This window comes from Streptomyces sp. NPDC060205 (assembly GCF_042728395.1).
Lineage (GTDB): Bacteria > Actinomycetota > Actinomycetes > Streptomycetales > Streptomycetaceae > Streptomyces.
Genome location: NZ_JBHWZP010000155.1, coordinates 1 through 21,937 on the forward strand (window position 1 = coordinate 1; position 21,937 = coordinate 21,937).

Consider the following 21,937-nt stretch of genomic DNA (forward strand, 5'->3'; position numbering starts at 1 on the left):
CCCCTGACGGGGCACGAAGTGCCCCTCCTGGGGGCGCGGGGAACTGCGCGGCCCGCCCCCACCGGGCCGCAGCCGACACACGACCGGTCGCCCCCACCCCTCAGGGGCGCGGGGAACGGCGCGACAAGCCCCCACCGGCCGACAGCCGACACACGACCGGTCGCCCCCACCCCTCAGGGGCGCGGGGAACTGCGCAACCGGCCCGCACCTCCGGTGCCGCGTGCACCCATGTGGGTCGCCAAATGTGCGCTATGTGAGTTCTGCACCGATATTGGGCGCAAAGGAATTGGCTCCGGCGCCGGAGCCGCAGCGCACCGATGAGGAGGCACTCCATGCGTGGAGCCACACACGCCAGATGGGCCGTTTGCGCGACGGCGGTAGCCCTCGCCGCGACGGCCTGTGGGGGAGGCGGGGACGGAGGCGACAGCGGCGGCGGCGACGGCTCCGGGATCCTCAGTTCGTCGTGGGGCGACCCGCAGAACCCCCTGGAGCCCGCCAACACCAACGAGGTGCAGGGCGGCAAGGTCCTCGACATGCTCTTCCGCGGCCTCAAGCGCTACGACCCGAAGACCGGCGAGGCCAAGGACATGCTGGCCGAGAAGATCGACACCTCGGACTCGCAGAACTTCACCGTCACCGTCAAGAGCGGCTGGACGTTCAGCAACGGCGAGGCGGTCACCGCCAAGTCCTTCGTGGACGCCTGGAACTACGGCGCGAGCCTCAAGAACAACCAGAAGAACGCGTACTTCTTCGGGTACATCGACGGCTACGACAAGGTCCACCCGGAGGACGGCGGCAAGCAGTCCGCCCAGACCCTGAGCGGGCTGAAGGTGACGGGGGACAACACCTTCACGATCAAGCTCAACCAGAAGTTCTCGACCTTCCCCGACACCCTCGGCTACGCCGCCTTCGCCCCGCTGCCGCAGGCGTTCTTCGACGACCACGCGGCCTGGCTGAAGAAGCCGGTCGGCAACGGCCCGTACACGATCGACTCGTACGCCAAGGGCTCGGCGATGAAGATGCGCACGTGGGACAAGTACCCGGGGGACGACAAGGCGCAGAACGGCGGGGTGGACCTGAAGGTCTACACCGACAACAACACCGCCTACACGGACCTGATGGCAGGCAACCTCGACCTCGTCGACGACGTGCCCGCCGCCCAGCTCAAGAACGCCAAGAGCGACCTCGGCGACCGGTACATCAACACCCCCGCCGGCATCATCCAGACCCTCGCCTTCCCGTTCTACGACAAGAACTGGGGCAAGGACGGGATGGAGAAGGTCCGTACCGGGCTCTCCATGGCCATCAATCGCAAGCAGATCACCGAGACCATCTTCCAGAAGACGCGCACCCCCGCGAGCGACTGGACCTCGCCCGTCCTCGGCGAGGCCGGCGGCTTCAAGGAGGGGCTGTGCGGTGACGCCTGCGAGTACGACCCCGCCAAGGCCAAGAAGATGATCGAGGAGGGCGGCGGGCTGCCCGGCGGGCAGGTCAAGATCTCCTACAACGCGGACACCGGCTCCCACAAGGAGTGGGTGGACGCCGTCTGCAACTCCGTCAACAACGCCCTCGGCAACGACAAGGCCTGCGTCGGCAACCCGGTCGGCACCTTCGCCGACTTCCGCAACCAGATCACCCAGTCCAAGATGTCGGGCCCCTTCCGGGCGGGCTGGCAGATGGACTACCCGCTGATCCAGAACTTCCTGCAGCCGCTGTACTACACCAACGCCTCGTCCAACGACGGCAAGTGGACCAGCAAGGAGTTCGACGACCTCGTCGACAAGGCCAACGCGGAGACCGACCAGGCCAAGGCCGTCGGCCTCTTCCAGGACGCCGAAGAGGTCCTGCGGGACGACATGGGCGCCATTCCGCTCTGGTACCAGAACGGCAGCGCCGGCTACTCGGACCGGATCTCGAACGTGGCACTGAACCCGTTCAGCCTGCCCGTCTACAACGAGATCAAGGTCAGCTGAGCCGCGGGGGCGGGCGCGCTTCCAGGAAGCCCAGGCGCCCGCCCCCGGCTACCCGCCTACCTCCGGAGCCCTCATGGGACGGTATGTGATCCGGCGTCTGCTGCAGATGATCCCGGTCTTCATCGGCGCCACCTTGTTGATCTTCCTGATGGTGAACGTGATGGGCGACCCCATCGCGGGCCTCTGCGGAGACCGCCAGTGCGACCCCGCGACGGCGACCCAGCTGCGCAGGGAGTTCGGCTTGGACAAGCCCGTGTGGCAGCAGTACGCGACCTACATGGGCAACGTCTTCACCGGCGACTTCGGCACCGCGTTCAACGGACAGGCGGTCACCGAGCTGATGTCGACCGCGTTCCCGGTCACCATCCGGCTCACGATCGTCGCGATCCTCTTCGAGATCGTCATCGGCATCGCGCTCGGTGTCGTCACCGGACTGCGCCGCGGCCGGCCCGTCGACACCGGTGTCCTGCTGGTCACCCTCGTCGTCATCTCGGTGCCCACCTTCGTCACCGGTCTGCTGCTCCAGCTGCTGCTGGGCGTCAAATGGGGCTGGATCAGCCCGTCCGTCTCCTCCGAGGCGCCCTTCGACGAGCTGATCGTGCCGGGCCTGGTCCTCGCGTCCGTCTCCCTCGCCTATGTGACCCGGCTGACCCGGACGTCCATCGCGGAGAACCGGCGCGCCGACTACGTCCGTACGGCCATCGCCAAGGGCCTGCCACGGCGCCGCGTCATCACCCGGCACCTGCTGCGCAACTCCCTCATCCCGGTGGTCACCTTCATCGGCACCGACATCGGGGCGCTGATGGGCGGCGCGATCGTCACCGAGCGGATCTTCAACATCCACGGCGTCGGATTCCAGCTGTACCAGGGGATCCTGCGCCAGAACACGCAGACCGTCGTCGGCTTCGTGACCGTCCTCGTCCTCGTCTTCCTGGTGGCCAACCTGCTGGTCGACCTCCTGTACGCCGTACTCGACCCGAGGATCCGCTATGCCTGAGCAGCCGACGCCGCCGGAGCGGCCCCTGCCCTCCATGCCGCCGGGGCCGCACCTGTCCGGCGGCGGCCGTGCCCCCGAGGACGGCGCCATCGCCGCCACCGGCATGGGCGGCGCGATGGACCTCGCCACCGAGGAGGCCGACTCGCTGCGCAAGCCCCTCGGCGGGCCGGACGGCACGGGGCCGCAGGACAAGCCCCGTTCCCTGTGGTCCGACGCCTGGCGCGACCTGCGGCGCAACCCCGTCTTCATCATCTCGGGGCTCGTCATCCTCTTCCTGATCGTCATCTCGCTGTGGCCCTCGGCGATCGCCTCCGGCAACCCCCTCAAGTGCGACCTCGCCAAGTCCCAGGAGGGCTCCCAGCCGGGCCACCCCTTCGGCTACAACGGCCAGGGCTGCGACGTCTACACGCGCACGGTGTACGGGGCCCGGGTCTCCGTCACCGTCGGCGTCTGCGCCACGCTCGGGGTGGCGATCCTCGGCTCGGTGCTCGGCGGGCTCGCCGGGTTCTTCGGCGGGGCGTGGGACGCGGTCCTCTCCCGTATCACCGACATCTTCTTCGCGATCCCCGTCGTCCTCGGCGGTCTGGTGCTGCTGTCCGTCGTCACCAGCTCCACCATCTGGCCGGTGATCGGCTTCATGGTGCTGCTCGGCTGGCCGCAGATCTCCCGCATCGCCCGCGGCTCGGTCATCACCACCAAGCAGAACGACTACGTGCAGGCCGCCCGCGCGCTCGGCGCCTCGAACTCCCGGATGCTGCTGCGGCACATCACCCCCAACGCGATCGCCCCGGTCATCGTCGTGGCGACCATCGCGCTGGGAACGTACATCTCGCTGGAGGCGACCCTCTCGTTCCTCGGCGTCGGGCTGAAGCCGCCCACGGTGAGCTGGGGCATCGACATCTCCTCGGCGTCCCAGTACATCCGCACCGCGCCGCACGCCCTGCTGTGGCCCGCCGGGGCGCTGGCCGTCACCGTCCTCGCGTTCATCATGCTCGGCGACGCGGTGCGCGACGCCCTCGACCCGAAGCTGAGGTGAGTGACGTGCTGCTCGAAGTGCGCGATCTGCACGTGGAGTTCAGGACCCGGGACGGTGTCGCCAAGGCCGTCAACGGGGTCACCTACAGCGTGGACGAGGGCGAGACGCTCGCCGTGCTCGGCGAGTCCGGCTCCGGCAAGTCGGTGACCGCGCAGGCCGTGATGGGCATCCTCGACACCCCGCCCGGGAAGATCACCGGGGGCGAGATCCTCTTCAAGGGCCAGGACCTCCTGAAGTTCAAGGAGGAGGAGCGGCGCAAGGTCCGCGGCGCCCAGATGGCGATGATCTTCCAGGACGCGCTGTCGTCCCTGAACCCGGTGCTCAGCGTCGGCGCCCAGCTGGGCGAGATGTTCACGGTCCACCGGGGCATGTCCCGCAAGGACTCCAGGGCGAAGGCCGTCGAGCTGATGGACCGGGTCCGCATCCCGGGCGCCGCCTCCCGCGTGGGCGACTATCCCCACCAGTTCTCCGGCGGTATGCGCCAGCGCATCATGATCGCGATGGCGCTCGCCCTCGAACCGGCCCTGATCATCGCCGACGAACCCACCACCGCCCTCGACGTCACCGTCCAGGCCCAGGTCATGGACCTGCTCGCCGAGCTGCAGCGCGAGCTCAACATGGGCCTCATCCTCATCACCCACGACCTCGGCGTGGTCGCGGACGTCGCCGACCGGATCGCCGTGATGTACGCGGGCCGGATCGTCGAGTCCGCCCCGGTCCACGACATCTACAAGGCCCCCGCGCACCCGTACACGAAGGGTCTGCTGGAGTCGATCCCGCGGCTCGACCAGAAGGGCCGGGAGCTCTACGCGATCAAGGGCCTGCCGCCCAACCTGATGAACATCCCGCCGGGCTGCGCCTTCAACCCGCGCTGCCCCATGGCCCAGGACGTCTGCCGCACCGACGTACCTCCCCTGTACGAGGTGACGACCGAGGCGGCCGACCTGACCGAGGCGGGCAACGGCCGTGTGAGCGCCTGCCACTTCTGGAGGGAGTGCCTCAATGGCTGAGCGGAAGAACGGCGCGGTCGCCGAGCATCTGAACGCCCCCGTCGGCGAGCCGATCCTCCAGGTCCGCGGCCTCGTCAAGCACTATCCGCTCACCCAGGGAATCCTGTTCCGCAAGCAGGTGGGCGCGGTGAAGGCCGTCGACGGCGTCGACTTCGACCTCGGCGCGGGGGAAACCCTCGGCATCGTCGGCGAGTCCGGCTGCGGCAAGTCGACGGTCGCCAAGATGCTGGTCAACCTGGAGCGGCCGACCGCGGGCGAGATCAGATACAAGGGCGACGACATCACCAAGCTGTCCGGCCGCGCCCTCAAGGCCGTCCGCCGCAACATCCAGATGGTCTTCCAGGACCCGTACACCTCGCTCAACCCCCGCATGACCGTCGGCGACATCATCGGGGAGCCGTACGAGATCCACCCCGAGGTCGCGCCGAAGGGTGACCGGCGACGGCAGGTGCAGGACCTGCTGGACGTGGTGGGGCTCAACCCCGAGTACATCAACCGCTATCCGCACCAGTTCTCCGGCGGCCAGCGCCAGCGCATCGGCATCGCGCGCGGCCTGGCCCTGCGCCCCGAGATCATCGTCGCGGACGAGCCCGTGTCGGCCCTCGACGTGTCGGTGCAGGCGCAGGTGATCAACCTGATGGACCGCCTCCAGAGCGAGTTCGCCCTCAGTTACGTCTTCATCGCGCACGACCTGTCCATCGTGCGGCACATCTCCGACCGCGTCGGGGTGATGTACCTCGGGCGGATCGTGGAGACCGGCCGGGACGCCGAGATCTACGACCACCCGACGCACCCGTACACCCAGGCACTGCTGTCCGCTGTGCCCGTGCCGGACCCGGAGGCCCGGGAGCACCGGGAGCGGATCATCCTCTTCGGTGACGTGCCCTCGCCGGCGAACATCCCCTCCGGCTGCCGCTTCCGCACCCGCTGCTGGAAGGCCGCCGAGCGCTGCGCGATGGAGGTCCCGCTGCTCGCCGTACCCGCGGAGTTCCGGTACGAGGCCGGTCCCGCCGCCCATGACTCGGCCTGCCACTTCGCGGAGGAGAAGCAGGTGGTGCCGCCGGAGGAGCCGCCGGGGAAGGTGCCGGACGATACGCCGGACGGGCCGACATAGGCTGACAAACATGCAGCAACTGCGTTAACACGCAGGCAACTTGGCCGACCCGGCACCGATATACGGACGCGGCACTGTGAACAGCGTACGGCCGTGCGGGTGCCGTAGACCGGCCGGGGAGCGCCATGTCTCCCCGGCCGGTCGCCACCCCGCCGCCGGTTTCCCTACCGCAGGCCCAGCGACCGCTTCAGGAAGTCCACCTGGAGCAGCAGCAGATTCTCCGCGACCTGTTCCTGCGGGGTCATGTGCGTGACCCCGGACAGCGGCAGCACCTCGTGCGGACGGCCCGCGGCCAGCAGCGCGGAGGACAGCCGCAGCGAGTGCGCGACCACCACGTTGTCGTCGGCGAGACCGTGCACGATCATCATGGGCCGCGCCGGCCCGATGGCCCCCACCAGTCCGTCGTCGTCGATCAGCGAGTTCGCCGTGTACACCTCGGGCTGCCGGTTCGGATCGCCCAGATACCGCTCCGTGTAGTGCGTGTCGTACAGCCGCTGGTCGGTGACCGGCGCGCCCACCACGGCCGCGTGGAAGACATCGGGGCGGCGCAGCGCCGCGAGCCCCGCGAGGTAGCCGCCGAACGACCAGCCGCGGATCGCCACCCGGGTCAGATCCAGGGGGAAGCGCTCGGCGAGGGCGTGCAGCGCGTGGACCTGGTCGTCGAGGACGACCGCCGCCAGATCGTCCTTGACCGCCTTCTCCCAGGCCGGTGAGCGGCCCGGCATGCCCCGCCCGTCCGCCACGACCACCGCGAAGCCCTGATCGGCGAACCACTGGGGCGCGAGGTACGCGTTGTGCGCCGCCAGCACCCGCTGCCCGTGCGGCCCGCCGTAGGGATCCATGAGCACCGGCAGCGGACCGTCGGTGTAGCCCGTGGGGAGCACGACGGCGCACGGCACCCGGCGCTCACCGGCTTCCGTGAGGTGCACGCGCGGGCTCATTCCGGGGTGCTCGGCGTACGAGGCCACGGTCACCGCCTCCGTGCCGCCGCCGCCCCGGCCGCTCCCCGCCGCCCTGCGGCCCCCGTCGCGCACCACCTTGACCTGCGCCCCGGGCCTGTCGGGCACGGCCGACACGAGGACGGTCACACCGCCGGCCCGCACCGCCGAGTGCACACCGGGCTCCTGGGAGATCCGTTCGACGCCGAGGTCGTTGACCCGGTAGACGTGCACCTCCCCGATCTCGGGGTCGGCCGCGGCCGTGCCGGCCGACGCGGACACGAGCACGTCGTCGTCGGAGACGTCGAGCACGGCGCGCACGTGCAACTGCGGACCCGTGAGGGGGCGTTCGCCCACCGCGAGCACACGCGCCCCGCCCTCGTCGGCGATCCGCACGAGCTGTCCGCTCGGGCTCCAGCTCGGCACACCGGGGAAAAGATCAAGCCAAATCGGATCTTCGTCCGCGTGCACCATCCTGGTGGTCCCGCTGTCCGGATCGACGGCCAGATAGAGCTGACTCGCCTGGTCGCGCGCCTGGACGAGCAGCAGCGGCGCCCCGGCGGCCGACCAGTGCACTCGCGCCAGATACGGGTAGCGGGCCCGGTCCCACTGAACCTCCGTACGTGCCCCGTCGAGCCCCAGTACGAAAAGCCGCACCTCCGCGTTGTCCGTGCCCGCCGCCGGATACGCCACCTGCTGCGGCTCCCGCCCGGGATGCGCGGGGTCGGAGATCCACCAGCGGCGTACGGGGGCGTCGTCGGCCCGTGCCACCAGCAGACGGTCCGACGTGGGGGACCACCAGAAGCCCCGTGAGCGGCCCATCTCCTCGGCCGCGACGAACTCGGCGAGCCCGTAGGTGACCGTCTGCGACTCCGGCTCCGCGAGCGCCCGGTCGTCCTCGCCCTCGGCACCGACGACCCGCAGGGCGCCCCCGGCCGCATACGCGACGAGCCGTCCGTCGGGGGACGGGCGGGGGTCGATCACCGGACCGCGAACCCGCAGCTCACGCGCGGTTCCGGCCCTCAGCTCGGCGGTGAACAGCCGCCCCGACAGGGCGAAGGACGCCAGCTCCACGGCGGCGTCCGTGGCGTACCCGACGATGCCCGCGCCGCCCTCGCGGCTGCGCTCGCGCCGGGCCCGTTCCGCCGCCGGGAGGCGCTCGGAGGACCCGCCGAGGAGCGCCCCCGGGTCGGCCGCGGGGCGCTCCTTGCCGCTCGCCACGTCGAGAACCCACAGCTGGTTCGCCCGGTCCGTGCCGGACGAGGACCGCAGGAACACCACACGTGAACCATCGGGCGCCACGGTGAACGCACGGGGCGCGCCCAGCGTGAACCGCAGGGTGCGCGCCTGCCGGCGCGGAAAGGAGAGAGGCTCGGTCGTCATGCTCCGACCATATTGGCCATGCGCCCCCTTGTGCGGCCGTGCGCCGATCAATGCGCACGCACGAATAGTTATGATCACTAGCGCTGTGTGGGTATCAACCTGCTGGCTGCTGTACGCATTTGCTGCCCCCCAATGTTCGACCCCACCCCCCGTTGTCCCTGGGATCTTTGGAGGTGAGCCGCCGTGGCACTTTCGATTTCGGCGGTGGTGCTACTGGCGATCATCGTCTTCATCCTGGTCAAGAAATCAGGGCTGAAGGCGCCTCACGCCATCGTCTGCGTCCTGCTCGGCTTCTATCTGGCGAGTTCGACGATCGCCCCGACGATCAATGAGCTGACCACGAACATCGCCGGCATGATCGGGGACATCAAGTTCTGACCGGACCACCCGCCTCGTAGGGTGGGGTCCATGACGGAACTGCCCTCTTCCGGCCGCCGGCCCGGGGGACCCCCCTCCCCCTTCGCCGGTCGTCTGCTCCTGGTGCACGCGCACCCGGACGACGAGGCGATCAACAATGGCGCCACCATGGCCAGGTACGCGGCCACGGGCGCTCAGGTCACCCTCGTGACCTGCACACGGGGCGAACTGGGCGAGGTCATTCCGCCCGGACTCGCGCATCTGTCGGGAGAACACCTCGGCGAGCACCGCCTGGCGGAGCTTGCCGAGGCGATGCGTGAGCTGGGCGTGCGGGACGCCCGTTCGCTCGGCGGCGCCGGCCGTTACGAGGACTCCGGGATGATGGGCCTCCCGGACAACGACAACCCGCGCTGCTTCTGGCGCGCGGACGTCGACGAGGCGGCCGCGCATCTGGTCGGCGTGATCCGCGAGGTACGACCCCACGTGCTCGTCACCTACGACCCGCACGGCGGATACGGCCACCCCGACCACATCCAGGCCCACCGCGTCGCCATGCGCGCCGCCGATCTGGCGGCCGAGCCGGACTTCAGGACCGACCTCGGCGCACCGTGGACGATCGCGAAGATCTACTGGAACCGCGTGCCGCGTTCCGTCGCCGAGGAGGGCTTCGCCCGCCTGAAGGACGTACTCGACACACTGCCCTTCCCCGCCTCCGCCACGCTCGACGACGTCCCCGGCGTGGTGGACGACCCGGTGGTCACCACGGAGATCGACGGCACCGCCCAGGCCACGGCCAAGGCCGCCGCGATGCGGGCGCACGCCACCCAGATCGAGGTCGCCGAACCGTGGTTCGCGCTCTCCAACCGGCTCGCGCAGCCCCTGTTCACCGTGGAGTACTACGAGTTGGTGCGCGGCGAGCGCGCCGGGGCGGACCGGGAGACCGATCTGTTCGCGGGGATCACGGACGCGTTCGCGGAGAGCGCATTCGCACAGATCACAGAAGCAACCAGCGAGGGCGGTACGCGATGAACGCGGCGAACAGGCCGAACGCGAACCGTTCGTACGCGGACCGGTCGAACGCGGGCGCCGCGCTCGCCCAGCCCCTGCGCCCGCCCTCGGCCCTGCGGATCGTCGTCCACCTCGGCCTCTTCGTTCTCGGCGCCGTGGTCGCGGTGGCCGGGGCACTGGTGCAGGCGGGCTGGTTCCCGGGCGGGCTGCTGCTCGCGCTGGCCGGCGCGGCGGGCCTGTTCCTGGGCGGATCGCGTGCGACCGGCGGCCGGGCCGGTGCCGTCGCGCCCGCGGCCGGCTGGATGATCGCCGTCGTCCTGCTCACCGCCAGCCGCCCCGAGGGCGACTTCCTCTTCGCCGCGGGAGCGGGCTCCTATCTCTTCCTGCTCGGCGGTATGGCTGTGGCTGTGATGTGCGCCACCCTTGGTCAGGGACGGCAACCGGGCGGCGCCGCCGCCCGACTTGGCAAGTGACGTACCACTTCGCCACAGCACGCAGGTGCAAGTCCGGTGTGGGTTTCCCCGACGGCCGCAAAATGAGGGGGACAAGTGGCCAGTATGGTGGAGCGCGCCGCCGAGCCGCCCGAATCGAGGTCGAGGTCGAGTAACCGGGCGGTGGAGCCAACCAGGAGAACCTGCCTTGAGTCGTGAAACTGACAGTTCGTCCTCCGGGCCCAACGGGCGCGGGGGAACCGCATACCCGTCGGGGACTCCGCCGTACGGAACGCCGATGGCTTCCGACGGCGCCGCCGACGCGGGGCGCAGTGCCGGTGACCGGCCGGAACAGCCCAAGACCGAGACCACGCTGACGACCCGGATCCGTATCAACATCCCCGGATCCCGGCCGATTCCGCCGGTCGTCGTGCGCACGCCCGTGGCCAACGCGGAGTCCTCCGACGCCACCGGTGCGTCCGGGTCCGCGGCCCCGGAGACCGGACCGGCCGCACTTCCGAGCCAGCCCGTCGACTCCGACACGGGGTCCCACCCGATGCCCGGCGCCGGTGGTGCCGGTGGCGCGGGTGGTGGCGCCGAGGAGAAGCGGAGCGACTGGTTCGCCCCCCGCAAGGCCGGTGCTCCCAAGGGCGGCCCCGGCGGCGGCAACGCCAACGGCGCGGGCATGGCCGCCGGTTCGGGCGCCCAGGGCCCGGCGACGGGCGCCGGCGGGGGAGTTGGCCCCTCCGGAGCGCCCGCGGCGCGGCCCGGCGGCGCGGCCACACCCGGGGCACGGCCCGGCGGCAACGCCAACGGCGCGGGACTGCCCGGCGCGGGCGGCACCGGCCCCGTGGCCCCCGGCCACGGCGGCGGTACCGGCTCCTTCGACGTCTCCCGGGCGCTGGCGGCGGGGCCGCTGGGCACCGGGCCGGGCGGATCGCCGTATCCGACGGGCGCCCAGGCGGGCGACAACGGCGGCGAACCGCGCCGCGACGGACTTCCGTACTTCTCCGACGGCGGCCAGAACGGCCAGCACGGACCCTCGGGTCCGACCGGCGGCCCGGTCAGCGGCGACACGCCCCTGGCGGCGCCCGGCGGTCAGGGCTTCCCCGGCGGCCCCGGCGGCCCTGGTGGTGCTCCCGGCGGCCCCGGCAGCCACCGCGCTCCCGGCAACCCCGGCGCGGCCGGCGGCCCCGGTGGCCAGGGCGGACCCGGCGGCCACCGTGCTCCCGGCGGTCCCGGCCCCGGCGGTCAGGGTGCTCCCGGCGGCCCGGACACCTCCGGCTTCCCCGGTGGCAAGGGGGCCCAGAGCGGCTCCGCCTTCAACGGTGCCCCCGCGGGCGCCGGACGCCCCGGTGGCGGGCTGAGCGACGACACCGCGATCCTCACCCCGCAGGTCCCGGCGCCCGAACCGGGCGCGCCGGGCTACGGCGGCGCCGGTGAGAACGTCTCCGGGCACACCCTCACCAGCGGCATCCCCGTCGTGCCCCCCGCCCCGAACTCCCCGTTCGGACCGGGCGCGCACACCGACGGACCGCTGCCGCACCAGCCCCCGAAGCTGCCGGAACCGGTCTCACCGGCCGCGCCCGCCGCCGCCCGGCCCAAGAAGAAGGGCCGCAACAAGCTGGTGCTCCTGGTCACCGGCGTGGTGACCCTCGGCGGCCTCGCGTACGGCGCCGGACTGCTCATGAACCACTCCGACGTCCCCAAGGGCACCAGCGTGCTCGGTGTGGACATCGGCGGCGGTACGCGCGACGAGGCCGTGCAGAAGCTCGACGACGCCTTCAAGGCATCGGCCGCCAAGCCGCTCCAGCTGTCGGTCGAGGGCGACACCGTCGCGCTCAAGCCGGACCAGGCCGGGCTCCAGCTCGACACCCAGGCCACGGTGCGGGCCGCCGCGGGCAGCGACTACAACCCCGTCTCGGTGATCGGCTCGCTGATCGGCCAGGAGCGTGTCGTCGCCCCCGTGATGCCCGTCGACGAGGAGAAGCTCGCCGCCGCGCTCGAAGGGGCCGCGGGCGGCTCCGGTTCGGCGACCGAGGGCACGATCAAGTTCCAGTCGGGCAAGGCCGTCGCCGTCTACGGCAAGGCGGGCAAGGGCATCGACATCGACCGGTCGACCGAGGCCGTCGAGGACGCGTACCGCACCCAGGTGGAGACCGGGAAGTCGGCGCCCGTGAAGGTGCCGACCACGGCGAAGGAGCCCAAGGTCTCCAAGGCCGAGGTCGACCGCATGATGAAGGAGTTCGCGCAGCCCGCGATGTCCGGACTCGTGACCGTCAAGGCGGGCACCGCGGTCGTCCAGTTCAGCCCCGAGAACTCCCTGTGGAAGTTCCTCGGCGTCAAGGCCACCCCCGAGGGCAAGCTGGTCGACTACTACGACCTGCCCGCCCTCAAGGAGCTGTACGGCGGCGCGTTCGACGGTGTGACGATCGCCCGGGGCAACGGCAAGAAGACCGCCGTGACCCCGCAGGACGTGGTCGGCGCACTGCGCCAGGCGCTCCTCGGCAAGACGGCGACGGACCGCGTCGGAGTGATCGAGACCAACCCCACGTAGAGCCCACGCGGCAGCAGTTCGTCCGCTTCGCGGAAGGCCGAGAGGGCACCCGGTGATGGCCGGGTGCCCTCTTGCCCTGTCCGGACGTCCGCCGCATCGTTGCCGGGTGGGCCGCGCTGGGCGGGTGCCGAAGGGGCGGGTGCCGTATGGGCTGGGAGTTCACGGACGACCGGGGAATCACGGTCCGGCTCGCCGGGCGGCCCGAGCGCGTCGCCGCGTACGTACGCGCGGGTGCCGGGCTGTGGGACCTGGGGGTGCGGCCCGTCGCGGTGTACGGGTCGGGACACGACGGCGACGAGCCCGACCGCGCCAAGTCCGGCTCCCTCGCGGACGTCCCGTACCTGGGCGCGGGCAGAACCCTCGACCACGCGACGCTGGGTTCCGTGCGTCCGGACCTGGTCGTCGACGTCACCTACGACGGGAAGCAGCCGTACGCGGTCACGGAGCCGGCCGCCGAACGGGCGGGCGCGCCGGTGCTCGCCCTCGCGGTCGGCGCCGGCACCCCGCTGCCCCGCATCCTGGCCCGCTTCGCCGAACTCGCCGGCGCCCTCGGCGGTGAACCGGTCGGGCAGGAGCAGGAGTTGACCGCCGCGCAGGACGCCGTCCGGTCGACGGTACGGGCGGAGGTGCCGGTCAAGGTCCTCGCGCTGTCGGCCGCCGGGCCCGGCCAGGTGCATCTCGCCCGCCCCCGGGCCTGGCCCGAGCTACGGCATCTGGCCGACCTGGGCGTGCGGTTGACCGAGCCGGGCGAGGGCGGCGCGAACTGGGCCACGACCACCTGGGAGCGGGCGGTGGACCTGGCCCCCGGCCTGGTCCTCGCGGACGTCCGCGGAAACGCCGCCCCGGCGGCGGAGCTGGCGTCCGTACCCGCCTGGCGCGCCCTGACCTCGGCCGCGACCGTGACGCCCTGGAACCCGGAACTGCCGTGCAGCGCCCGCGCGTACGCGGCCTTCTTCGGGTCGGTGGCCCGTGTCCTGGGGGAACTGGCCGCAGCGGAGTCCCGAGCAGGGTCCTGAAAGGGGCGGCCGGGGGTCAGTTGAGCATCGCGCGGGCCGCGTGCGCCTGGCTCCGTACGCGGGCCGCCGCCGGTTCGTCGACGGCGGCCACGATCTCCGCGTACGCGTCGAGTTCCGTGGCGCCCGTGAGGAAGTCGCCGCGCTGCACGAGGAGCTGGGCGCGCTCGTAGCGCAGCCGGGCCGGGTGCGAGGGCAGCAGGAGCGAGAAGTCGACCGCCCACAGGGCCACGTCGGAGCGTTCGGGGCGGGCGGCGGCCCAGGCGCGGATGTTGTTGAGGATGCGCAGGACGACGTCGAGCGGATCGGCGGGCGAGAGCATCGACGGGTCGAGGGGCGAGCCGGTGGCCCCGGCCACCAGCAGTTCCGCGTCGGTGCCGGTCAGTACGCGGCCGCCGACGAAGGGATCGACGAGGACCTGCTGCTCGGGCGGGCCGAAACCGACGACGAAGTGACCGGGCAGGGCCACTCCGTAGACGGGCGCCCCGGCCCTTCTCGCGACCTCCATCCACACCACGGAGAGCAGGATGGGCAGTCCGCGGCGGCGCTTGAGCACCTTGTCCAGCAGGGAGGACTCCAGCCGCTGGTAGTCGCCGGGCGTGCCGCGGTAGCCGAGGCCGGTGCCCAGGTGCTCGGAGAGCGCCGTGGCCCAGGACCGGGGGCCGCCGGGCCGGAACGGCAGCTCTCCGGCCAGGCGGTCCAGCTCGATCTGGGCGGCGTCCATCCCTGCCTCGGTCAGCTCGCCGTCCGCCTGGGCACCCACCAGGAGACACAGGGCCGAGAGGTCGGGGCGGTCGGCTCGTGCCTCTTCGCCGAAGCGCCGCCGCCATTCGGCGCTTCGCGCCGGGTCTGGGGGGTGTAGTGGACGCATAGCTGCTTCGTGCCCTTTCACGCCGATCGATAGCGGTGCGCTCCGCGCGGTTCTCTGTGGGGTTGAGGGGGCTGGGGGGTAGGGGGGTGGCCGTGGGGTTGTCGGGTGCGGGTGCGTCGGGGCTGGTCGCGCAGTTCCCCGCGCCCCTGGTGGGGGGTGGTGCCGGTGTGTTGTCGGGTGCGGGGGCGTCGTGGCCGGTCGCGCCGTTCCCCGCGCCCCTTACGGGGTTCGTTGTGGAGCGGGGGCTCTGTAGTGGTGGTAGGCGTGGTGGGGGGTGAAGGACAGGCGGGTGTAGAGGGAGCGGGCGCCTGTGTTGTCCGATTCCACCTGGAGCCAGGCCGCCGAGGCGCCCTCCGTCAGGGCCCGGCGGGCCAGGGCCGTCATGACCGTGGTGGCCAGGCCCTGACGGCGCAGCGCCGGGTCCACCTCCACCGCGGCGAACCCGGCCCAGCGGCCGTCGACCACGCACCGGCCGATCGCCGCGGGCACCCCCGGCTCACTGCCGGGCACGGTCGCGAACCACACCGAGGGGCCGCTGCCCAGCACCTTCAGCGCCACCTCGCTCACGCCCTTGCGCTGGTAGCGGCCCAGCCATCCCTCGTCGGCCTCGCGCGCCAGGGTGACCGTCCGCCCGGGCCCCGGGTCCGGGAGATCGGCCACCGGCGCCAGCGCGCCGGTCCACAGCTCCGCGGACACCTCACGCACCCACCCCCGCGCCTCCAACTCCGCGCTCAGCGCCTCCTGCGTGCCCTCCGCGCCCGTGGCGGTCTGCGCGTAGGCGGGCAGCCCACGGGTCGCGTACCACTCCTGTACTAGCGACAGCGCCTCGTCCAGCGGCACGCCCGGGTCGCCGAGGGGCAGGACCGAGTTGGCGCGCCGCGTGAAGCCGGACGCGGCCCGCAGTTCCCACGCGCCGAGCCGTTCGCGCTCCACCGGCTGCCAGGCCCGTGCGGCGACCCGCGCCAGTTCCTCGTACGAGGCCGCGGGTCCCCGTCTGGGGGCCGGCGCGGACGGGACGACCTTGCCCGCGACCAGCGTCGCTTCCGCAATGCGGACACTTTCCCCGGACCGGCGTGTGATCAGCAGCACACCGTCGTCCCATGATGTGAGAACACCGACCGTGTCGGTGAACTTCTCACCCTCGGGGGCCTCTTCGCGCAACCGTCGCACCGAGACGCGTTTGCCCACGTCAGCGGGGGTGACACGGACCTCAAGCCGGAAGTGTGGTGAGAAATCCACAGCTCAGTCCAACCCTCCTGTTCGGATCATGCCCAAGAACGGAGATACTAGGTGCGGGCATCGACGACGCCGCGCTCCCGCGCGCCAGGTGGCGGAGCCTGAAGACGGCTCGCCAGCGCCCTATCGAGGAGGAACGACAGCGTGACCTACGTCATCGCGCAGCCTTGTGTCGACGTCAAGGACAAGGCGTGCATCGAGGAGTGCCCGGTCGACTGCATCTACGAGGGCCAGCGGTCCTTGTACATCCACCCGGACGAATGCGTCGACTGTGGTGCCTGTGAGCCGGTCTGCCCGGTCGAGGCGATCTTCTACGAGGACGACACTCCCGAGGAGTGGAAGGACTACTACAAGGCGAACGTCGAGTTCTTCGACGAGCTCGGCTCGCCCGGTGGTGCCAGCAAGCTGGGCCTCATCGAGCGCGACCACCCCTTCGTCGCAGGACTGCCGCCGCAGAACCAGTAAGCGGCCCGTGCGCCGGCGGCCCCGCCCGGCGGCAGCCGTGGGTGCCGTCCCGGTCCCGTACGGCCCGCCGCCGTGCGGGGCCGCCGTGTTTGCCGTGCCTGCCGTGCAGAAAGTGAGCCAGAACCCGTGTCCGCAGTCTCCGACCGGCTTCCCGCCTTTCCCTGGGACAAGCTGGAGCCCTTCAAGGCGAAGGCCGCCGCTCACCCGGACGGCATCGTCGACCTCTCCGTCGGCACCCCGGTCGACCCGGTGCCCGAGCTGATCCAGAAAGCTCTGGTCGCCGCCGCCGACTCGCCCGGCTATCCGACGGTGTGGGGCACACCGGAGCTGCGGGACGCGCTGGTCGGCTGGTGCGGACGCCGGCTCGGCGCCCGGGACCTCACGCACCGCAACGTCCTGCCGGTGGTCGGTTCCAAGGAACTGGTCGCCTGGTTGCCGACCCAGCTGGGCCTCGGCCCGGGGGACAAGGTGGCCTACCCGCGCCTGGCCTACCCGACGTACGAGGTCGGCGCCCGCCTCGCCCGCGCGGACCACATCGCGTACGACGACCCGACGGACCTGGACCCCACCGGCCTGAAGCTGCTGTGGCTCAACTCCCCGTCCAACCCCACCGGCCGGGTGCTCTCCCAGCAGGAACTCACCCGGATCGTCGCCTGGGCGCGCGAGCACGGCATCCTCGTCCTCGCCGACGAGTGCTACATCGAACTGGGCTGGGAGGCCGACCCGGTCTCGGTCCTGCACCCCGAGGTGTGCGGCGGCTCGTACGAGGGGATCGTGGCGGTCCACTCGCTCTCGAAGCGGTCGAACCTCGCGGGTTACCGCTCCGCGTTCCTCGCCGGCGACGCCGCGGTCCTGGGCGACCTGCTCCAGATCCGCAAGCACGGCGGCATGATGACGTCCGCGCCGACGCAGGCCGCCACGGTGGCGGCCCTCTCGGACGACACCCATGTCCAGGAGCAGCGCGAGCGGTACGCGGCCCGCCGCAAGGCCCTCCGGGAAGCCCTGGTGAGCCACGGCTTCCGCATCGAGCACAGCGAGGCAAGCCTGTACCTCTGGGCAACCCGCGACGAGTCCTGCTGGACCACCGTGGCCCACCTGGCCGACCTGGGCATCCTGGTGGCCCCGGGCGACTTCTACGGCCCGGCAGGCGAAAACTTCGTAAGGGTGGCCCTGACAGCAACGGACGAAAGAGTTCAGGCAGCCACCTCCCGCCTGACGACGAACTGACCCCCCTTGAAGGCGCCCCGCAGGGGCAGCCTTCAAGGGGCGCGGGGAACGGCGCGCCCAGCCGAGACGCACCCGCACCCGAAATCCCGGGGCCAGCCCCCACAAGGGGCGCGGGGAACTGCGCGACCAGCCACGACGCACCCGCACCCGAAACCCCACCAGCCCGCCGCAGGCGACACGCAAAGGCGAAGGGGCCCAGGGGGAAACCCCTGAACCCCTTCACCGCAGCCAAGCCGGCAGCAAGCCGATCAGCCGAGCGGCAGCCCCTGCAGCGGCAGCCCCTCGGTCGGCAGCCCACCCTTCGAGACCGCATCGGTCGGCAGCCCACCACCGGTCGCGGACCCAGCGGTGTCACCGAGCACGTCACCCGTGGTCCCGGCAACGTCCCCGGCGGTCTTCTGCGCCGCGGGCGTCGCCGTCTTGACGGCCTTGCCGCCCGTCTTGCCCGCGGCCGGCACGGCCTTCTTCACGGCCTTGCTGCCCGTTTCGCCGGCCGCCCCGGTGGCGTTCTGCGTGGCACCGTCGACGGTGGTGCCCGCGTTGTCCAGCGCGCTCAGGCCGCCGAGGTCGGGGGTGGCCGGCAGTTCGGCCGCGCTCGCGGAGCCGGCCGCACCGACCACGGGTGCCGCTCCCGCTGCGATGAGCAGCGCGACACGGGCGATCCGACGGGTCAGGGGGAGGGACATGGTGCTCCTTTGACGGGGAGAGAACGATGAAATCTTCCGCCGCGCCCGGCAGTTGACCGACTCGCTGCCGACTGGGTGTCGACCGGCTGCCGACCGGTGTTGATCGTTCCGGGCTCGGACGCAGTGACTACCGCTCGAAGCCCGCGAAGGTTGCGGTGGCCCGAAGTAAAGAGTTGGTAATGCGTCGCATTATCGGCTGCGGAGAAACCCGGGCAAAGAAGGCCTGGTCGCACGGCCCGTCGAATCCCCACAGCCCTTTGCTGGCAAGGGATTTGACGCCCACGGGGCAGGTGCGGGACAAGCGGGCGGAAGGGCCGCAGAAAACTGCGGCCACCTGTCGACGTGGCACGCCGGGAGTGCCACCAACGGGTGAGGGTCCGTACTACTGCCCGGTGACGATTCGCACCTCGTCCGCGGCCTTCCGGCCCGCCGGACCGTCGTCGCGCCACTCGCTCCGCGTACTGCCGGCCGTCCACACCCGGCCCGCGTACGAGACCCGTTCGACGTGCAGCGCGGACGAGTTGGCGACGGCCCAGTGCGCGAGGGCCCACCCGCGCTGCCGCTGCCCGCCTCCAGTGGCCGCGGTCTTCGGCACCGGGAGGGTCACCGTGCGCCTGCCGTCGGACCCGCTCGCCGACGCGGACGGCACGGACGCACCCGAGGGCGTGGGCGAGCGGTCTGCCGACCGGCCGGTCGACGGTTCGGCCGACGGGTCGGCCGAGGGGCTCGCGGCCACCGTCGCGCCCGCCTCCTGGAAGGCCCCGCGCCCGAAGTCCCGTACCAGCGCGGTGCGCACCGGCTCCGGGCCGCCGGGTCGCGTGGCCGGACGGCCCTCGCAGGTCAGCGTGGCGGCGGCGCGGCCGGTCAGGGCCGCCGCGAGGAGCGTCGCGTCCGGCTCGTGCTTCGCGTACGCCTCCGGGTAGCCGCTGCGCTGGACGCGCTGCGCGGCCACGGTGAGAGGCAGCCGCCTGTAGTCGGGCACCTTGTCCAGATGCTCGTAGAACTCGCCCGCCGCGTACGCCGGATCCAGGATCTCCCGCTCGGTGCCCCAGCCCTGTGAGGGCCGCTGCTGGAAGAGTCCCAGCGAATCCCGGTCGCCGTGGCCGAGGTTGCGCAGGGCGGACTCCTGGAGGGCGGTCGCGAGAGCGATCGTGACGGCCCGCTCGGGCATGCCGCGGCTGATGCCGACCGCCGAGATCGTCGCCGCGTTCACCGCCTGCTCCGCCGTGAACTCGTACGACGTGCCGTCGCCGTCGGCCGAGACGACCGTGCACTTGGGCACTCCGCTCCCGCCGGTCAGGTACTGCACGGTGAGATACGCCGCGACGCCGAGCAGGACGACGAGAGCCGCTCCGGAACGCAGGAGACGGCCACGGCGCCTGGGGGCGACGGAAGTGGGGGACGGCTCAGGCACGCGTACAAGGTACTGGAGAGTACTGTCGGGACCGTGTGAGGTTCCGGAGATCCACCCGCCCGTGGAAACAGGTCTCCGCGAGGGTCGCGGGGACCGGGCGCGTTAGGGTCGACGGCATGGCCGACACCCCACTTGACCTCACGCTGGACGCCGCCCGGCTCACCGCCCGGCTCGTCGACTTCCCGTCGGAGAGCGGCACGGAGAAGCCCCTCGCGGACGCCGTCGAGACCGCGCTGCGCGCCCTGCCGCACCTCACGGTCGACCGGTACGGCAACAACGTCGTCGCGCGGACGAACCTGGGCCGGGCCGAGCGCGTGATCCTGGCCGGGCACATCGACACGGTCCCCATCGCGGACAACGTGCCCTCGCGCCTGGACGAGGACGGCGTGCTCTGGGGCTGCGGCACCTGCGACATGAAGTCGGGCGTCGCGGTGCAGCTGCGGATCGCGGCCACGGTGCCGGCCCCCAACCGCGACCTCACCTTCATCTTCTACGACAACGAAGAGGTCGCCGCCGACCTGAACGGCCTCAAGCATGTGGCCGAGGCCCGCCCGGAGTGGCTGGAGGGCGACTTCGCGGTCCTCCTGGAGCCCTCCGACGGGCAGGTCGAGGGCGGCTGCCAGGGAACCCTGCGGGTCCTGTTGAAGACCACGGGGGAGCGGGCGCACTCGGCGCGCAGCTGGATGGGCTCGAACGCCATCCACGCGGCCTCCCCGATCCTGGCCCGCCTCGCCTCCTACGAGCCGCGCTACCCGGTCATCGACGGCCTCGAATACCGCGAGGGCCTGAACGCCGTCGGGATCTCGGGCGGGGTGGCGGGCAACGTGATCCCCGACGCGTGCGTGGTGAGCGTCAACTTCCGTTACGCGCCCGACCGCAGCGAGGAGGAGGCCCTCGCGCACGTCCGCGAGGTCTTCGCCGACTGCGGCGTGGCCGAGTTCGTCGTCGACGACCACAGCGGGGCGGCGCTGCCCGGCCTCTCGCATCCGGCCGCGGTGGCCTTCATCGAGGCCGTCGGAGGCACCCCGCAGCCCAAGTACGGCTGGACGGACGTCTCCCGCTTCAGCGCGCTCGGCGTCCCGGCGGTCAACTACGGCCCCGGCAACCCGCACTTGGCGCACAAGCGTGACGAACGGGTCGAAACCGCGAAAATCCTGGCGGGCGAGGAGCGGCTGAGGGCCTGGCTGACGGCCTGACCGGCGACCGGGCGGGCGGTCCGATCCGAGGCGGACATGCCGGCGTCCCCCCTCCTTAACCCGTGGAGATCTACGCTGAGGTGGAACGATCGGCAAGCGGAGGGAGCGGACATGGCTACCGGCAACCCCGAGGGCAGCAAGCAGCCACCGGAGGAGCAGCAGCTGGGCCCCGTGCTGCGCAGGCGGGGGCAGGTGCAGGCGAGCACGACGGACCAGCGGCTGCTGGACGCCGGCGGGCCGTCGGACTGGGTGCACACCGACCCCTGGCGCGTGCTGCGCATCCAGTCGGAGTTCATCGAGGGCTTCGGCACGCTGGCCGAACTCCCGGCCGCCATCAGCGTCTTCGGCTCGGCGCGCACACCGGCCGGCTCGCCCGAGTACGAGGCGGGGGTCGCGCTCGGCCGGGGCCTGGTCGAGGCGGGCTTCGCCGTGATCACCGGCGGTGGTCCCGGAGCCATGGAAGCCGCCAACAAGGGCGCCTGCGAGGCGAAGGGCATCTCCGTCGGCCTCGGCATCGAGCTGCCCTTCGAGCAGGGGCTCAACGAGTACGTCGACATCGGTCTCAACTTCCGGTACTTCTTCGTCCGCAAGATGATGTTCGTCAAGTACGCGCAGGGGTTCGTGGTGCTGCCGGGTGGGCTCGGCACGCTCGACGAACTCTTCGAGGCGCTCACGCTCGTGCAGACCCAGAAGGTCACGCGCTTTCCGATCGTGCTCTTCGGTACGGAGTACTGGGGCGGGCTGGTCGACTGGCTCAAGAACACCCTGATCGCCCAGGGCAAGGCGTCGGAGAAGGACCTGCTGCTGTTCCACCTCACGGATGACGTGGACGAGGCGGTGGCTCTGGTGTCCAAGGAGGCGGGAAGGTAGGGGGCTTTTCCTCGCCCCCGCCGCCCCTACCCTCCCCCAGTCTCGGCTTCGCTCGACCGGGGGGACCCCCATCGTCCACGTATGGGGGCTGCGCCCCCTCGCCCCCGTATCGCGCTGCGCGCTCGTCCTCAAACGCCGGACGGGCTGAAAATCAG

Annotated in this window: 19 protein-coding genes; 14 read left to right on the forward strand and 5 right to left on the reverse strand. The window is 71.7% G+C overall.

From position 1 onward, the window contains the following. Positions 1-332: 332 nt before the first annotated feature. The 5 genes from ACFWGJ_RS25235 (at position 333) to ACFWGJ_RS25255 (ending at position 6,130) form a co-directional block, all read left to right on the forward strand. A complete protein-coding gene (locus tag ACFWGJ_RS25235) occupies positions 333-1,973 on the forward strand; it encodes an ABC transporter substrate-binding protein (protein WP_387328541.1) in 1,641 nt (546 codons plus the stop codon). Positions 1,974-2,046: 73 nt separating this feature from the next. Beyond that, positions 2,047-2,970 carry an ABC transporter permease gene (locus ACFWGJ_RS25240; RefSeq protein ID WP_387328544.1) on the forward strand — a complete coding sequence of 308 codons (924 nt, stop codon included), beginning with the start codon at positions 2,047-2,049 and terminating at the stop codon, positions 2,968-2,970. Further along, complete coding sequence (locus tag ACFWGJ_RS25245; RefSeq protein ID WP_387328547.1) at positions 2,963-4,006, forward strand: ABC transporter permease; 1,044 nt, start codon at positions 2,963-2,965, stop codon at positions 4,004-4,006. The genes ACFWGJ_RS25240 and ACFWGJ_RS25245 overlap by 8 nt, the downstream gene beginning before the upstream one ends. A gap of 5 nt (positions 4,007-4,011) precedes the next feature. Then, positions 4,012-5,016, forward strand: coding sequence for an ABC transporter ATP-binding protein (locus ACFWGJ_RS25250; RefSeq protein ID WP_387328549.1), 1,005 nt, complete (start codon positions 4,012-4,014; stop codon positions 5,014-5,016). After that, positions 5,009-6,130 (forward strand): ABC transporter ATP-binding protein, encoded by a 1,122-nt coding sequence (locus ACFWGJ_RS25255; RefSeq protein ID WP_387328552.1) that lies wholly within the window; start codon positions 5,009-5,011, stop codon positions 6,128-6,130. Before ACFWGJ_RS25250 ends, ACFWGJ_RS25255 begins: the two co-directional genes overlap by 8 nt. Before the next feature lie 164 nt (positions 6,131-6,294). Here the strand turns inward: ACFWGJ_RS25255 and ACFWGJ_RS25260 are convergent, their stop codons facing one another. Further along, positions 6,295-8,451: a prolyl oligopeptidase family serine peptidase gene (locus ACFWGJ_RS25260; protein ID WP_387328554.1), complete on the reverse strand. Its 2,157-nt coding sequence runs from the start codon at positions 8,449-8,451 to the stop codon at positions 6,295-6,297. A gap of 183 nt (positions 8,452-8,634) precedes the next feature. Here ACFWGJ_RS25260 and ACFWGJ_RS25265 point away from each other — a divergent pair, with 183 nt between their 5' ends. The 5 genes from ACFWGJ_RS25265 to ACFWGJ_RS25285 all read left to right on the forward strand — a co-directional run bounded on the left by ACFWGJ_RS25265 (position 8,635) and on the right by ACFWGJ_RS25285 (position 13,820). Further along, positions 8,635-8,829, forward strand: a complete 195-nt coding sequence (locus tag ACFWGJ_RS25265; RefSeq protein ID WP_107020199.1) for a hypothetical protein — start codon at positions 8,635-8,637, stop codon at positions 8,827-8,829. A gap of 30 nt (positions 8,830-8,859) precedes the next feature. Beyond that, complete coding sequence (mshB, locus tag ACFWGJ_RS25270) at positions 8,860-9,837, forward strand: N-acetyl-1-D-myo-inositol-2-amino-2-deoxy-alpha-D-glucopyranoside deacetylase (protein WP_387328557.1); 978 nt, start codon at positions 8,860-8,862, stop codon at positions 9,835-9,837. Continuing rightward, the gene (locus ACFWGJ_RS25275) at positions 9,834-10,289 is read left to right on the forward strand and encodes a DUF6113 family protein (RefSeq protein WP_387328560.1); all 456 of its coding nucleotides are present in this window, start codon (positions 9,834-9,836) and stop codon (positions 10,287-10,289) included. The genes mshB and ACFWGJ_RS25275 overlap by 4 nt, the downstream gene beginning before the upstream one ends. A 166-nt stretch (positions 10,290-10,455) precedes the next feature. Further along, positions 10,456-12,804, forward strand: a complete 2,349-nt coding sequence (locus ACFWGJ_RS25280) for a hypothetical protein (RefSeq protein WP_387328562.1) — start codon at positions 10,456-10,458, stop codon at positions 12,802-12,804. Positions 12,805-12,950: 146 nt separating this feature from the next. Then, complete coding sequence (locus ACFWGJ_RS25285; RefSeq protein ID WP_387328565.1) at positions 12,951-13,820, forward strand: ABC transporter substrate-binding protein; 870 nt, start codon at positions 12,951-12,953, stop codon at positions 13,818-13,820. A 16-nt stretch (positions 13,821-13,836) separates the two neighbouring features. On the opposite strand, the gene ACFWGJ_RS25290 is transcribed toward ACFWGJ_RS25285, so the two are convergent. Together ACFWGJ_RS25290 and ACFWGJ_RS25295 are read right to left on the reverse strand one after the other, a co-directional pair. Beyond that, entirely contained in the window at positions 13,837-14,688 is an 852-nt protein-coding gene (locus ACFWGJ_RS25290) for a tetratricopeptide repeat protein (RefSeq protein ID WP_387328568.1), read from the reverse strand. Positions 14,689-14,907: 219 nt separating this feature from the next. Then, positions 14,908-15,927: a GNAT family N-acetyltransferase gene (locus ACFWGJ_RS25295; protein ID WP_387328571.1), complete on the reverse strand. Its 1,020-nt coding sequence runs from the start codon at positions 15,925-15,927 to the stop codon at positions 14,908-14,910. Positions 15,928-16,068: 141 nt separating this feature from the next. Between ACFWGJ_RS25295 and fdxA the strand changes: the two genes are divergently transcribed. Beyond that, a complete protein-coding gene (gene fdxA, locus ACFWGJ_RS25300; RefSeq protein ID WP_190033468.1) occupies positions 16,069-16,389 on the forward strand; it encodes a ferredoxin in 321 nt (106 codons plus the stop codon). Between the two features lie 126 nt (positions 16,390-16,515). Then, on the forward strand, positions 16,516-17,616 hold the full coding sequence (locus tag ACFWGJ_RS25305; RefSeq protein ID WP_387328575.1) for a bifunctional succinyldiaminopimelate transaminase/glutamate-prephenate aminotransferase: 1,101 nt from the start codon (positions 16,516-16,518) through the stop codon (positions 17,614-17,616). A 248-nt stretch (positions 17,617-17,864) separates the two neighbouring features. Here the strand turns inward: ACFWGJ_RS25305 and ACFWGJ_RS25310 are convergent, their stop codons facing one another. Next, the gene (locus tag ACFWGJ_RS25310; protein WP_387328577.1) at positions 17,865-18,302 is read right to left on the reverse strand and encodes an ATP-binding protein; all 438 of its coding nucleotides are present in this window, start codon (positions 18,300-18,302) and stop codon (positions 17,865-17,867) included. Positions 18,303-18,684: 382 nt separating this feature from the next. Then, positions 18,685-19,716 carry a heavy metal transporter gene (locus tag ACFWGJ_RS25315; protein ID WP_387328580.1) on the reverse strand — a complete coding sequence of 344 codons (1,032 nt, stop codon included), beginning with the start codon at positions 19,714-19,716 and terminating at the stop codon, positions 18,685-18,687. 116 nt (positions 19,717-19,832) lie between these two features. Between ACFWGJ_RS25315 and dapE the strand changes: the two genes are divergently transcribed. Beyond that, entirely contained in the window at positions 19,833-20,912 is a 1,080-nt protein-coding gene (dapE, locus tag ACFWGJ_RS25320; RefSeq protein WP_387328583.1) for a succinyl-diaminopimelate desuccinylase, read from the forward strand. A gap of 111 nt (positions 20,913-21,023) precedes the next feature. Then, positions 21,024-21,782: a TIGR00730 family Rossman fold protein gene (locus ACFWGJ_RS25325; protein ID WP_107020187.1), complete on the forward strand. Its 759-nt coding sequence runs from the start codon at positions 21,024-21,026 to the stop codon at positions 21,780-21,782. Positions 21,783-21,937: the final 155 nt, after the last annotated feature.